Source organism: Klebsiella pneumoniae (assembly GCF_000742135.1).
GTDB classification, from domain to species: domain Bacteria; phylum Pseudomonadota; class Gammaproteobacteria; order Enterobacterales; family Enterobacteriaceae; genus Klebsiella; species Klebsiella pneumoniae.
The window spans coordinates 4243474-4257031 of sequence record NZ_KN046818.1; the positions used below are offsets into that span (position 1 = coordinate 4243474).

A 13558-nucleotide genomic window follows, 5' to 3' on the forward strand; every position below is an offset into this window, starting at 1 on the left:
ATCTGGGATTTTGTCGTGACGTCAGTAGAAAACAGCAAGGGCCACGGAGGCTGATATGTTAAGTATTTTTAAACCCGCCGCGCATAAAGCGCGTTTGCCAGCAGCGGAGATTGACCCGCTATATCGCCGATTACGCTGGCAGATTTTTATTGGCATCTTTTTTGGTTATGCCGCCTACTATTTGGTTCGTAAGAACTTTGCCCTGGCGATGCCTTATCTTATCGAGCAGGGGTTCTCTCGTGGCGACCTCGGCTTCGCCCTTTCCGGTATCTCCATCGCCTATGGATTTTCGAAATTCATCATGGGATCGGTCTCTGACCGCTCGAATCCGCGCATTTTCCTGCCGGCTGGCTTGATCCTGGCCGCGCTGGTGATGCTGGTGATGGGCTTCGTGCCGTGGGCGACGTCCAGCATCATGATAATGTTCGTGCTGCTGTTCCTCTGCGGCTGGTTCCAGGGGATGGGCTGGCCGCCGTGCGGCCGGACCATGGTGCACTGGTGGTCGCAGAAAGAGCGCGGTGGGATTGTCTCGGTGTGGAACTGCGCGCATAACGTCGGCGGCGGCATTCCGCCGCTGCTGTTCCTGTTAGGGATGGCGTGGTTTAACGACTGGCACGCGGCGCTGTATATGCCGGCATTCGGCGCCATTCTGCTGGCGATTTTCGCCTTTGCGATGATGCGCGACACCCCGCAGTCCTGCGGTCTGCCGCCGATTGAAGAATATAAAAACGACTACCCGGACGATTACAGCGAAAAGCACGAAGAAGAGCTGACGGCGAAGCAGATCTTTATGCAGTACATTCTGCCGAACAAGCTGCTGTGGTACATCGCTATCGCTAACGTCTTCGTTTATCTGCTGCGCTACGGCATTCTCGACTGGTCGCCGACCTACCTGAAAGAAGTTAAACACTTCGCGCTGGATAAATCCTCCTGGGCCTATTTCCTGTACGAGTACGCGGGGATCCCGGGCACGCTGCTGTGCGGCTGGATGTCGGACAAAGTGTTTAAAGGCAACCGCGGCGCCACCGGCGTGTTCTTTATGACCCTGGTGACCATCGCCACTGTCGTTTACTGGCTGAACCCGCCGGGTAATCCGGGCGTCGATATGGCCTGTATGATCATCATTGGCTTCCTGATCTACGGCCCGGTGATGCTGATTGGTCTGCATGCCCTCGAGCTGGCGCCGAAAAAAGCCGCCGGGACCGCCGCGGGCTTCACCGGCCTGTTCGGCTATCTTGGCGGTTCCGTGGCCGCGAGCGCTATCGTCGGCTACACCGTCGATTTCTTCGGCTGGGACGGCGGCTTTATGGTGATGATCGGCGGCAGCGTGCTGGCGGTTATCCTGCTGGTTATCGTGATGCTCGGTGAACGTCGCCATCACCAACAGCTGAAACAAGCCTAAGGAGCGGCGATGAAAATGAAACTTACCGCGCTGATGAGCGGAATGATTCTGTCCAGTTCGGCGCTGTGCTTCAGTGCGACAGCGGCTGATAAAATGGTCATCGCCCACCGCGGCGCCAGCGGGTATCTGCCGGAACATACCCTGCCGGCGAAAGCGATGGCTTACGCTCAGGGGGCGGATTACCTTGAGCAAGACCTGGTGATGACCAAAGACGACCGGCTGGTGGTGTTACACGACCACTATCTCGATCGGGTGACTGACGTTGCGCAGCGTTTCCCGCAGCGGGCGCGTAAAGATGGCCGTTTCTACGCCATCGACTTTACCCTGGACGAGATTAAGTCGCTGAAGTTCACCGAAGGTTTTGAGCCGAAAAATGGTAAGTACGTGCAAACCTATCCCGGGCGATTCCCGATGGGCAAATCCGATTTCCGTATTCATACCTTTGAAGAGGAGATTGAGTTTGTCCAGGGGCTGAACCATTCAACCGGCAAAAACATCGGTATCTACCCGGAAATCAAAGCGCCGTGGTTCCACCACCAGGAAGGCAAAGATATTACCGCCAGCACATTGAAGGTGCTGAAGGAATATGGCTATACCAGCAAGCAGGATAAGGTTTATCTGCAGTGCTTTGACGCCAACGAGCTCAAACGCATTAAAAATGAGCTGGAGCCGAAGATGGGGATGGATCTCAATCTGGTGCAGCTCATCGCCTATACCGACTGGAATGAAACCCAGCAGAAACAGGCCGATGGTAAGTGGGTGAACTACAGCTATGACTGGATGTTCAAGCCAGGGGCGATGGCGCAGATTGCGCAGTACGCGGACGGTATCGGCCCGGATTACCATATGCTGGTAGCGGAAGGCTCGAAGCCGGGGGCGGTGAAGCTGACGGCGATGGTGAAAGAGGCGCATGCCAGCCATCTGCAGGTGCATCCGTACACCGTGCGCGCGGATCAGTTGCCGGAGTACGCGACTAACGTTAATCAGCTCTATGACGTGCTGTATAACCAGGCGGGCGTCGACGGCTTATTTACCGATTTCCCGGATAAAGCGGTGCAGTTCCTGGACGCGAAACAGTAAAAAGCCGGATGGCGGCTACGCCTTACCCGGCGTACGAACTGCGGTTTTGTTGACACTGTTCTCGGCGTGCAACGATTTCGACCCGGGAATAACGTTTGTTCTATGTTATTTCCTGGAAGATTGCGCTCCCGATATTTCTTCTGCGTTATGCCTTTCATAGCGCAGGGAGCGCACAGGGGGAGGCCAGTCGCCGCCTCCCCCTGTACCCCCGGGCTCCGGCCAGCAAAATCGCCGCTGCGCGGTCCCTTCGACTTATCCCTGCAGGCTTCGGGTCGGGCCGAGGTAGCGTCCATGCAAAACACGGCCCTCAGCCCGCATCCATGCGGGCTGCCCCGGCCTTCCGGGAACGTCTCAGCGATTTTGAGGCCGTCAACACCGGCAGTTTCAGCAGCCCAGGGCGGCAGTGCGTAAACGGCCGGTCCTGGAACAGTAGGTCGGGTAAGCGTAGCGCCACCTGACAAGACTACATCTCGATCTCAATATCGCCTTTCGCCCGGCAGCAGCAGGGCAAAATTTCTCCCGGCTGGATAAAGGCCAGCGGCTCGGTCAGCCAGTCAACCTGGCCGGAGACCAGACGCGTGCGGCAGGAGCCGCAGTAGCCTTCGCGGCACTGATATTCGACGTCGATATTATGCGACTCCAGCGCCGCCAGCAGGGAAGGGTGTTCATCCTGACACTCAAGGCGAGTGTCAGAGATTTTCAGGAAGATCCGCTTCATTACAGCTGGAAGTTGCTCAGATCGTCGGCATCGACTTCAGAATCGATCTGGCCGACGAGATAAGAACTGACTTCCACTTCCTGCGGCGCCACCTGAACGTTGTCGGAGACTAGCCAGGTGTTGATCCATGGGATCGGGTTGGAGCGGGTCTGGAACGGCAGATCGAGGCCCACCGCCTGCATGCGGATATTGGTGATGTACTCGACGTACTGGCAGAGAATATCTTTATTCAGGCCGATCATCGAGCCGTCGCGGAACAGGTAGTCCGCCCACTCTTTCTCCTGCTGAGCCGCCAGCACGAACAGGTCATAGCACTCCTGCTTGCACTCTTCGGCGATTTCCGCCATTTCCGGATCGTCGCTGCCGGAGCGCAGCAGGTTCAGCATATGCTGGGTGCCGGTCAGGTGCAGCGCTTCATCGCGGGCGATCAGGCGGATAATTTTGGCGTTGCCTTCCATCAGTTTGCGTTCGGCAAAGGCGAAGGAGCAGGCGAAGCTGACGTAGAAGCGGATCGCTTCCAGGGCATTAACGCTCATCAGGCACAGATAGAGTTTCTTTTTCAGCTCGCGCAGATTCACGGTCACGGTCTTGCCGTTGACGGTGTGGGTGCCTTCGCCCAGCAGATGCCAGTAGCTGGTCATCTCGATCAGCGAATCGTAATAGTGAGAGATGCCTTCCGCACGTTTCTGGATCTGCTCGTTGGTGACGATGTCGTCGAACACGGTCGCCGGGTCGTTGACGATGTTGCGGATGATGTGAGTGTACGAACGCGAGTGAATGGTCTCGGAGAAGGCCCAGGTTTCTACCCAGGTCTCCAGCTCCGGGATGGAGATCAGCGGCAGCAGCGCCACATTCGGGCTACGGCCCTGGATGGAGTCGAGCAGCGTCTGGTACTTCAGGTTGCTGATGAAAATATGTTTTTCGTGTTCCGGCAGCGCCTGGTAGTCGATGCGATCGCGGGAAACGTCAACCTCTTCCGGGCGCCAGAAGAAGGAGAGCTGCTTTTCAATCAGCTTTTCAAAGATGTCGTATTTTTGCTGATCGTAGCGGGCCACGTTAACCGGCTGGCCAAAAAACATAGGTTCCAGCAGCTGATCGTTTTTCGTCTGTGAAAAAGTGGTGTATGCCATTGAAGTGAGTCCTGTTGAACTGTATTGCCCGGCAGGAATGGGTTGGCCGGGCCTACACAAACGTAGGCCGGGTAAGCGTAGCGTTACCCGGCAAAAATACCTTAGATCTTACAAGCGCCGCTTTCGCAGCCGTCGTCCTGGATGGACGGGGCCAGGTCACCCTGGGCGTCTTCAGCGCCATCACGGGTGTTGTGATAGTACAGCGTTTTGACGCCGAATTTATAGGCGTTGAGCAGGTCTTTGAGCAACTGCTGCATCGGCACTTTTCCGGACGGGAAGCGCGTCGGATCGTAGTTAGTGTTGGCAGAGATCGACTGGTCGATAAACTTCTGCATGATACCCACCAGCTGCAGATAACCGTCGTTGTTCGGCATCTCCCACAGCAGCTCGTAGGCGTTCTGCAGGTTTTCGTAATCCGGCACCACCTGGCGCAGGATACCGTCCTTGGACGCTTTGATACTCACGTGGCCGCGCGGCGGCTCAATGCCGTTGGTGGCGTTGGAGATCTGCGACGAGGTCTCGGACGGCATCAGCGCGGAGAGCGTGGAGTTGCGCAGGCCGTGGGTTTTAATGGACTCGCGCAATGCTTCCCAGTCGTAGTGCAGGGGTTCGCTGACGATGCCGTCCAGATCTTTCTTATAGGTATCGATCGGCAGGATGCCCTGCGCATAGGTGGTTTCGTTGAACCACGGGCAGGCGCCTTGCTCGATAGCCAGCTCGTTAGAGGCCTTCAGCAGATAGTACTGAATCGCTTCGAACGTTTTGTGCGTCAGGTTGTTGGCGCTGCCGTCGGAGTAGCGTTTGCCATGCTTCGCCAGATAGTAAGCGAAGTTGATCACGCCGATACCCAGCGTACGACGCCCCATCGCACCGCGTTTAGCCGCCGGGATGGGGTAATCCTGATAGTCGAGCAGCGCATCCAGAGCACGCACCGCCAGCACCGCCAGCTCTTCCAGCTCGTCGAGGCTGTCGATAGCCCCGAGGTTGAAGGCCGACAGGGTGCACAGCGCGATTTCGCCGTTTTCGTCGTTGACATCTTCCAGCGGTTTGGTCGGCAGAGCAATCTCCAGGCACAGGTTAGACTGACGCACCGGGGCGACTACCGGATCGAACGGGCTGTGGGTGTTACAGTGGTCGACGTTCTGGATATAGATGCGGCCGGTAGAGGCGCGCTCCTGCATCATCAGCGAGAACAGCTCAACGGCTTTAATACGCTGCTTACGAATGCTGTCGTCCTGCTCGTACTGGGTGTACAGGCGCTCAAACTCGTCCTGATCGGCGAAGAAGGCGTCATACAGGCCCGGGACGTCGGAAGGGCTGAACAGGGTAATATCGCCGCCCTTCAGCAGACGGGTGTACATCAGCTTGTTGATCTGTACCCCGTAGTCCATGTGACGAACGCGGTTGGCGTCGGTACCACGGTTGTTTTTCAGCACCAGCAGGCTTTCCACTTCCAGATGCCACATTGGGTAGAAGAGGGTTGCCGCGCCGCCGCGCACGCCGCCCTGCGAGCAGGATTTCACCGCGGTCTGGAAATGCTTGTAGAACGGAATGCAGCCGGTGTGGAAGGCTTCGCCGCCGCGGATCGGGCTGCCCAGCGCGCGAATGCGCCCGGCGTTGATGCCGATGCCGGCGCGCTGGGAAACGTATTTCACAATCGCGCTGGAGGTGGCGTTGATGGAATCCAGGCTGTCGCCGCACTCGATCAGCACGCAGGAGCTGAACTGACGGGTTGGGGTACGCACGCCGGACATGATCGGCGTCGGCAGCGAGATTTTAAAGGTGGACACCGCGTCGTAGAAACGCTTGATATAGTCCAGACGCGTTTCGCGCGGATAGTTCGAGAACAGGCAAGCGGCGACCAGAATATAGAGGAACTGCGCGCTCTCATAAATTTCGCCGGTGACGCGGTTTTGTACCAGATACTTGCCTTCCAGCTGCTTAACGGCTGCGTAGGAGAAGTTCATGTCGCGCCAGTGGTCGAGGAAACCGTCCATCTGCTGGAACTCTTCTTCCGTGTAGTCTTCCAGCAGATGATGATCGTATTTACCTTTCTCGACCATCTTCACCACGTGATCGTAGAGCGCCGGCGGCTCAAACTGACCGAAGGCTTTTTTACGCAAATGGAAAATCGCCAGACGCGCGGCGAGGTACTGGTAATCCGGTGCGTCGCGGGAGATCAGATCCGCAGCGGCTTTAATAATGGTTTCGTGGATGTCCGCGGTTTTGATGCCGTCATAGAACTGGATATGGGAGCGCAGCTCTACCTGGGAAATCGAAACGTTATTCAGTCCTTCTGCCGCCCAATCCAGTACGCGATGGATTTTGTCGAGATTGATGCGCTCGGTAGTCCCGTCGCGCTTTGTCACCAGCAGACTCTGATTCATGTGGATTTTACCTGTCCGTGAAAGAAAATATCCCCCGTTTATCCACAGAAGGCCGTTGTGACTAACTCTGTGGATAAATACTATATGTAGGGGGTTGTCGATAAAAGAAACGCTATATGGTGAGTATTTTAGTAAGGAATCTTTTGAGTACAAGGGTTGATTTTGACGTTAAATTGAGGTTGCGGAAGGGTAATAATCCGCAAGTCCACGTCGCATAAGGCCTGGAGAAGAAGTCAATAAAACAGAAAAAAAAATGAAAATTTGATCGAGTGCTGATTTCTTCATCGGAAGAAATAATCACGCGGCTTGATGCCGCGCAATCATCATAAGCGGAGGTGCTGACCTCAGTCCTGTTTGGCGGTTGTATGCAACATATAGTTAACATCAACCCCCGGCGCTAACTTGAAGGTATTGGTCAGCGGATTGTAATGCAGACCGATGATATGCTGCTCTTTCAGAGTAGTCTGATCTACCCAGCCCAGCAGCTCGGCCGGCTTGATAAACTTCTTCACATCATGAGTGCCTTTGGGCACCATCTTCATGACATATTCCGCCCCGACTACCGCCATCAGCCAGGCCTTGCCGTTGCGGTTGATGGTGGAGAAGAAGACCTGGCCGCCGGGCTTCACTAACCGCGCGCAGGCGTGCACCACCGACTGCGGGTCGGGGACGTGCTCCAGCATCTCCATGCAGGTCACGACGTCATACTGCTGCGGGTGCTTCGCGGCATGTTCCTCAACTGTTTCCTGAACATAGTCTACCTGAATACCGCTCTCCAGGGCGTGCAGCCTGGCGACCTGCAGCGGTTCGGCCCCCATGTCCAGCCCGGTGACCGTTGCGCCTTCGCGCGCCATGCTCTCGGCGAGGATGCCGCCGCCGCAGCCGACATCGAGGACTTTTTTACCGAACAGGCCGCCGGAGCGTTCGGCAATATAGCCCAGCCGCAGCGGGTTGATGCGGTGGAGCGGTTTGAACTCGCCCTCCAGATCCCACCAGCGCGAGGCGACGGCTTCGAATTTGGCGATTTCAGCATGATCGACGTTAGGGGCTACCGACGTTTTTTCGGCATTCATGGGCGCTTTTACTCCTTTTCTGTTCAGACCTGCGAGTATATCAGCAGCGCGCCATGAATAAACCGTATTGCTTTACCTCTATTAGCGCGGCTGTGTTATAATTTGCGACCTTTGAATCCGGGATACAGTAGAGGGATAGCGGTTAGATGAGCGACCTTGCGAGAGAAATTACACCGGTCAACATTGAGGAAGAGCTTAAGAACTCTTATCTGGATTATGCGATGTCGGTCATTGTTGGCCGTGCGCTGCCGGATGTCCGAGATGGCCTGAAGCCGGTACACCGTCGCGTACTTTACGCCATGAACGTATTGGGCAATGACTGGAACAAAGCCTATAAAAAATCAGCCCGTGTCGTTGGTGACGTAATCGGTAAATACCACCCGCACGGCGACTCCGCGGTATACGACACCATCGTGCGTATGGCGCAGCCGTTCTCGCTGCGTTACATGCTGGTGGACGGCCAGGGTAACTTTGGTTCCATCGACGGCGACTCCGCCGCGGCGATGCGTTATACCGAAATTCGTCTGGCGAAAATCGCTCATGAGCTGATGGCCGATCTTGAAAAAGAGACGGTCGATTTCGTCGACAACTATGACGGTACGGAGCGTATTCCGGACGTCATGCCGACCAAAATTCCTAACCTGCTGGTGAACGGCGCCTCCGGGATCGCCGTAGGGATGGCCACCAACATACCGCCACATAACCTGACGGAAGTGATTAACGGCTGTCTGGCGTATGTTGACGATGAAGACATCAGCATTGAAGGGCTGATGGCGCATATTCCTGGCCCTGATTTCCCGACCGCCGCCATTATCAATGGCCGTCGCGGCATCGAAGAGGCCTATCGCACCGGTCGCGGTAAAGTGTACATCCGCGCGCGCGCGGAAGTGGAAGTGGACGCGAAATCCGGCCGCGAAACCATCATCGTGCACGAAATTCCGTATCAGGTGAACAAAGCGCGCCTGATCGAGAAAATCGCCGAGCTGGTCAAAGAAAAACGCGTGGAAGGCATCAGCGCGCTGCGTGACGAGTCTGATAAAGACGGGATGCGCATCGTGATTGAAGTGAAGCGCGATGCGGTAGGGGAAGTGGTGCTTAACAACCTCTATTCCCAGACCCAGCTGCAGGTCTCCTTCGGCATCAACATGGTAGCTCTGCACCATGGTCAGCCGAAGATCATGAACCTGAAGGACATTATCGCCGCGTTTGTACGCCACCGCCGTGAAGTGGTGACCCGTCGTACGATTTTCGAACTGCGCAAAGCGCGCGACCGGGCGCATATCCTCGAAGCGCTGGCCGTTGCGCTGGCCAACATCGACCCGATTATCGAACTGATCCGTCGCGCGCCGACCCCGGCAGAAGCGAAAACGGCGCTGGTTGCCCAGGCGTGGGATCTTGGTAACGTCGCGGCGATGCTGGAGCGCGCCGGGGATGACGCCGCGCGTCCGGAATGGCTGGAGCCAGAGTTCGGCGTACGCGACGGTAAATACTATCTGACCGAGCAGCAGGCTCAGGCGATTCTGGATCTGCGTCTGCAGAAACTGACCGGCCTTGAGCATGAAAAACTGCTCGACGAATATAAAGAGCTGCTGGAGCAGATCGCGGAGCTGCTGCACATTCTCGGCAGCGCCGACCGTCTGATGGAAGTGATTCGCGAAGAGCTGGAGCTGATCCGCGACCAGTTCGGCGACGAACGTCGTACCGAAATCACCGCCAACAGCGCTGATATTAACATCGAAGATCTGATCAACCAGGAAGATGTGGTGGTCACCCTGTCGCATCAGGGGTATGTGAAGTATCAGCCGCTGACCGACTACGAAGCACAGCGTCGTGGCGGTAAAGGCAAATCGGCAGCGCGCATTAAAGAAGAAGACTTTATCGACCGCCTGCTGGTGGCTAACACCCATGACACCATCCTCTGCTTCTCAAGCCGCGGCCGTCTGTACTGGATGAAGGTCTATCAGCTGCCGGAAGCCAGCCGCGGCGCGCGCGGTCGGCCGATCGTCAACCTGCTGCCGCTGGAAGCCGATGAGCGCATCACCGCCATCCTGCCGGTCCGCGAGTACGAAGAGGGCGTCAACGTCTTTATGGCGACCGCCAGCGGTACCGTGAAGAAAACCGCGCTGACCGAGTTCAGCCGTCCGCGTTCCGCCGGTATCATCGCGGTCAACCTGAACGAAGGCGATGAGCTGATCGGCGTCGATCTGACCTCTGGTCAGGATGAAGTGATGCTGTTCTCCGCGGCCGGTAAGGTTGTACGCTTCAAGGAAGACGCCGTTCGCGCCATGGGCCGTACCGCCACCGGCGTACGCGGTATTAAGCTTGCGGAAAACGACAGCGTCGTCTCGCTGATTATTCCACGCGGCGAAGGCGCGATCCTGACGGTGACGCAAAACGGTTACGGTAAACGTACCGCGGCGGCGGAGTATCCGACCAAGTCGCGTGCCACCCAGGGCGTTATTTCGATCAAAGTCACCGAGCGTAACGGTTCCGTGGTCGGCGCCGTGCAGGTGGATGACTGCGATCAGATCATGATGATCACCGACGCCGGGACGCTGGTGCGTACCCGCGTTTCCGAAGTGAGCATCGTGGGCCGTAACACCCAGGGCGTGATCCTCATCCGCACCGCGGAAGATGAAAACGTGGTAGGTCTGCAGCGCGTGGCTGAGCCGGTGGATGATGAAGAGCTGGATGCCATCGACGGTAGCGCGGCGGAAGGCGATGACGATATCGCCCCGGAAGCGGATACCGATGACGACATCGCCGAAGACGAAGAATAATCGTCCGAGGTAAATGTTCTGGAAGGGCCGGGTATTTTCCCGGCCCTTTTTGCATTAACATTGCGGCAAAGCCGGTTTACCGCTACCTTAACCGCATTCTGTTGAGTCCCTGACGGCCGAGCATCGCCACATTGAAATATCTTGCCTCTTTTCATACAACCCTGAAGGTTTCACGTTATCTGTTCAGAGCGCTGGCGGTATTGCTGTGGCTGCTTATTGCGTTTGTCTCTGTGTTTTATATCGTCAACGCGCTGCACGAGCGGGAAGCCGAAATCCATCAGGAGCTTAATCTCAACGCCGATCAGGCCCAGCGCTATATCCAGCGTACCGCGGATGTAATGAAAGAGCTGAAGTATGTCGCCGGTAATCGCTTGTCGGCAGGGGACGCGGTAGCGCAAGGGCAAAACGGCGATATGGCGGTGCCCAACTTTGAACCCCTGTACCCCGATTCCGACTGCAGCGCGATGAGCGCCACCTGGCGTAATTCGCTGCAGTCGCTGGCATGGTTTATGCGCTACTGGCGGGATAATTTTACTGCCGCCTACGACCTTAACCGCATCTTTCTCATCGGCAGCGATAACCTCTGCATGGCCAACTTTGGCCTGCGGGACGTGCCGATTGAGCGCGATCAGGCGCTGAAAGTCCTGCATCAGCGCATAGAGCAATATCGCAACGCGCCGCAAAATGAGCGCGGCAACAACCTGTTCTGGATAAGCCAGGGCGTTCGCCCCGGGGTGGGCTATTTTTACGCCCTGACGCCGGTCTATATGGCCAATCGCCTGCAGGCGATGCTGGGCGTGGAGCAGACCATCCGCATGGAAAGCTTCTTTACGCCGGGCAGCCTGCCGATGAGCGTGACGATCTTTGACGATAACGGGCAGCCGCTGATTTCGCTGGCCGGTGCGGAAGGTAAAATCCAGAGCGAAGCGAAGTGGATGCAGGAGCGGATGTGGTTTGGCTACAGTTCGGGTTTCCGCGAGCTGGTGCTGAAAAAAAGCCTCTCGCCGTCCTCCCTGAGCATCGTCTATTCCGTCTCGGTAGATCAGGTGCTGGAGCGGATCCGTATGCTGATCATCAATGCTATCGTTCTTAATATCCTCAGCGGCGCGATGCTGTTCGCGCTGGCGCGGATGTATGAGCGGCGCATTTTTATCCCCGCGGAGAATGACGCCCAGCGCCTGGAAGAGCACGAGCAGTTCAACCGCAAAATTGTGGCTTCTGCCCCGGTAGGGATCTGTATTCTGCGCACTGCCGACGGGACCAATATTCTCAGTAATGAACTGGCGCACAACTACCTGAACATGCTGACCCACGAGGACCGCCAGCGGCTGACGCAGATCATCTGCGGCCAGCAGGTCAATTTTGTCGACGTGCTGACCAGCAACCATACCAACCTGCAGATTAGCTTTGTTCATTCACGCTATCGCAATGAAAACGTCGCCATTTGCGTGCTGGTGGACGTTTCCGCCCGCGTGAAAATGGAGGAGTCGCTGCAGGAGATGGCCCAGGCGGCGGAGCAGGCCAGCCAGTCGAAATCGATGTTCCTGGCGACGGTTAGCCATGAGCTGCGTACCCCGCTGTATGGCATCATCGGTAACCTCGATCTGCTGCAGACCAAAGCGTTGCCGAAAGGCGTCGATCGCCTTGTGACGGCGATGAACAACTCCTCCAGCCTGCTGCTGAAAATCATCAGCGATATTCTTGATTTCTCGAAAATCGAGTCCGAGCAGTTGAAGATCGAGCCGCGGGAGTTCTCTCCGCGCGAAGTCATGAACCATATCTCCGCTAACTATCTGCCGTTGGTGGTGCGCAAGCAGCTGGGCCTGTACTGCTTTATCGAGCCGGACGTTCCGGAACAAATGTCCGGCGACCCGATGCGCCTGCAGCAGGTGATCTCAAATCTGCTCAGCAATGCGATAAAGTTCACCGATACCGGCTGTATTGTCCTGCACGTCCAGTGCGCGGGGGATTATCTGCAGATTAGCGTTCGCGACACCGGAGAGGGGATCCCGGCGAAAGAGGTATTGCGCCTCTTCGATCCTTTCTTCCAGGTGGGGACCGGCGTGCAGCGCAATTTTCAGGGCACCGGCCTTGGCCTGGCGATCTGTGAAAAACTGATCAGCATGATGGATGGCGATATTGCTGTCGAAACCGAGCCGGGGATGGGTAGCCGCTTTACCATCCGTATTCCTCTGTATGGCGTGCAGAATACCTCACCGGTGAGCAGAGACGGTTTCGCTGGCAAGACCTGCTGGCTGGCGATTCATAACACTTCGCTGGCGATGTTCGTCACCTCGCTGCTCAGCTACCACGGCCTGACGGTCCGCCGCCATGCCGGCGAAACGCCGGACGCCGAGGATGTCTTACTCACTGACGATGAGGCGCTGAGCGGATGGCAGGGAAGGGCCATGGTCATCTTCTGTCGCCGTCATATCGGTATTCCGCAGGAGCGGTCCGCCGGCGAATGGCTGCACAGCGTGACGACTCCCCACGAACTGCTGCCGCTGCTGGGGCGTATTTTCCATGTTGCGCTCGCCAGTGCGGAAAATAGCCCGGCGCTGATGGCCCCGGAGGCGCAGGCCGGCAATAACGACGACATGATGATCCTCGTGGTCGACGATCACCCGATCAACCGCCGCCTGCTGGCGGATCAGCTGGGGTCGCTCGGCTACCAGTGCGTGACCGCGAACGACGGGATCGACGCGCTCAACGTCCTCAGCAAGCAGCACATCGATATCGTGCTCAGCGACGTCAACATGCCTAATATGGATGGTTATCGCCTGACGCAGCGCATTCGTCAGCTTGGCCTGACGCTGCCGGTGATTGGCGTAACGGCCAATGCCCTGGCGGAAGAGAAGCAGCGCTGTCTGGAATCGGGGATGGACAGTTGTCTGTCCAAGCCGGTCACCCTCGACGTACTGAAGCAAACGCTGACGGTATATGCGGCGCGGGTGCGTAAAGGGCGGGAATAATGGGGAGCTCCGTCTC

Annotated in this window: 8 protein-coding genes; 4 read left to right on the top strand and 4 right to left on the bottom strand. The window is 57.0% G+C overall.

The annotated features are described in order from the left end of the window. Positions 1 to 55 precede the first annotated feature (55 nt). Both glpT and glpQ read left to right on the top strand, forming a co-directional pair. The gene (glpT, locus tag DR88_RS05595) at positions 56 to 1402 is read left to right on the top strand and encodes a glycerol-3-phosphate transporter (protein ID WP_002913019.1); all 1347 of its coding nucleotides are present in this window, start codon (positions 56 to 58) and stop codon (positions 1400 to 1402) included. A 9-nt stretch (positions 1403 to 1411) separates the two neighbouring features. Continuing rightward, complete coding sequence (glpQ, locus tag DR88_RS05590) at positions 1412 to 2482, top strand: glycerophosphodiester phosphodiesterase (RefSeq protein WP_004149154.1); 1071 nt, start codon at positions 1412 to 1414, stop codon at positions 2480 to 2482. A gap of 463 nt (positions 2483 to 2945) precedes the next feature. On the opposite strand, the gene yfaE is transcribed toward glpQ, so the two are convergent. From yfaE to ubiG, 4 genes are all read right to left on the bottom strand, one after another. After that, entirely contained in the window at positions 2946 to 3200 is a 255-nt protein-coding gene (yfaE, locus tag DR88_RS05585; protein WP_002913017.1) for a class I ribonucleotide reductase maintenance protein YfaE, read from the bottom strand. Beyond that, positions 3200 to 4330, bottom strand: coding sequence for a class Ia ribonucleoside-diphosphate reductase subunit beta (gene nrdB, locus DR88_RS05580; protein ID WP_004140835.1), 1131 nt, complete (start codon positions 4328 to 4330; stop codon positions 3200 to 3202). The genes yfaE and nrdB overlap by 1 nt, the downstream gene beginning before the upstream one ends. 101 nt (positions 4331 to 4431) lie before the next feature. Continuing rightward, complete coding sequence (gene nrdA / locus DR88_RS05575) at positions 4432 to 6717, bottom strand: class 1a ribonucleoside-diphosphate reductase subunit alpha (protein WP_032443974.1); 2286 nt, start codon at positions 6715 to 6717, stop codon at positions 4432 to 4434. Between the two features lie 344 nt (positions 6718 to 7061). Continuing rightward, the gene (ubiG, locus tag DR88_RS05570; RefSeq protein WP_002913014.1) at positions 7062 to 7790 is read right to left on the bottom strand and encodes a bifunctional 2-polyprenyl-6-hydroxyphenol methylase/3-demethylubiquinol 3-O-methyltransferase UbiG; all 729 of its coding nucleotides are present in this window, start codon (positions 7788 to 7790) and stop codon (positions 7062 to 7064) included. Positions 7791 to 7936: 146 nt separating this feature from the next. Between ubiG and gyrA the strand changes: the two genes are divergently transcribed. Both gyrA and rcsC read left to right on the top strand, forming a co-directional pair. Beyond that, a complete protein-coding gene (gyrA, locus tag DR88_RS05565; protein ID WP_004140833.1) occupies positions 7937 to 10570 on the top strand; it encodes a DNA topoisomerase (ATP-hydrolyzing) subunit A in 2634 nt (877 codons plus the stop codon). 131 nt (positions 10571 to 10701) lie between these two features. After that, positions 10702 to 13542: a two-component system sensor histidine kinase RcsC gene (gene rcsC, locus DR88_RS05560; RefSeq protein WP_002913009.1), complete on the top strand. Its 2841-nt coding sequence runs from the start codon at positions 10702 to 10704 to the stop codon at positions 13540 to 13542. The last annotated feature ends 16 nt before the right edge of the window (positions 13543 to 13558 follow it).

Excerpts from the sequence above, each read along its gene's own strand:
- nrdA (WP_032443974.1), bottom strand. The coding sequence starts at position 6,717 with ATGAATCAGAGTCTGCTGGTGACAAAGCGCGACGGGACTACCGAGCGC.
- nrdB (WP_004140835.1), bottom strand. The coding sequence starts at position 4,330 with ATGGCATACACCACTTTTTCACAGACGAAAAACGATCAGCTGCTGGAA.
- glpQ (WP_004149154.1), top strand. The coding sequence starts at position 1,412 with ATGAAAATGAAACTTACCGCGCTGATGAGCGGAATGATTCTGTCCAGT.
- yfaE (WP_002913017.1), bottom strand. The coding sequence starts at position 3,200 with ATGAAGCGGATCTTCCTGAAAATCTCTGACACTCGCCTTGAGTGTCAG.
- gyrA (WP_004140833.1), top strand. The coding sequence starts at position 7,937 with ATGAGCGACCTTGCGAGAGAAATTACACCGGTCAACATTGAGGAAGAG.
- ubiG (WP_002913014.1), bottom strand. The coding sequence starts at position 7,790 with ATGAATGCCGAAAAAACGTCGGTAGCCCCTAACGTCGATCATGCTGAA.
- glpT (WP_002913019.1), top strand. The coding sequence starts at position 56 with ATGTTAAGTATTTTTAAACCCGCCGCGCATAAAGCGCGTTTGCCAGCA.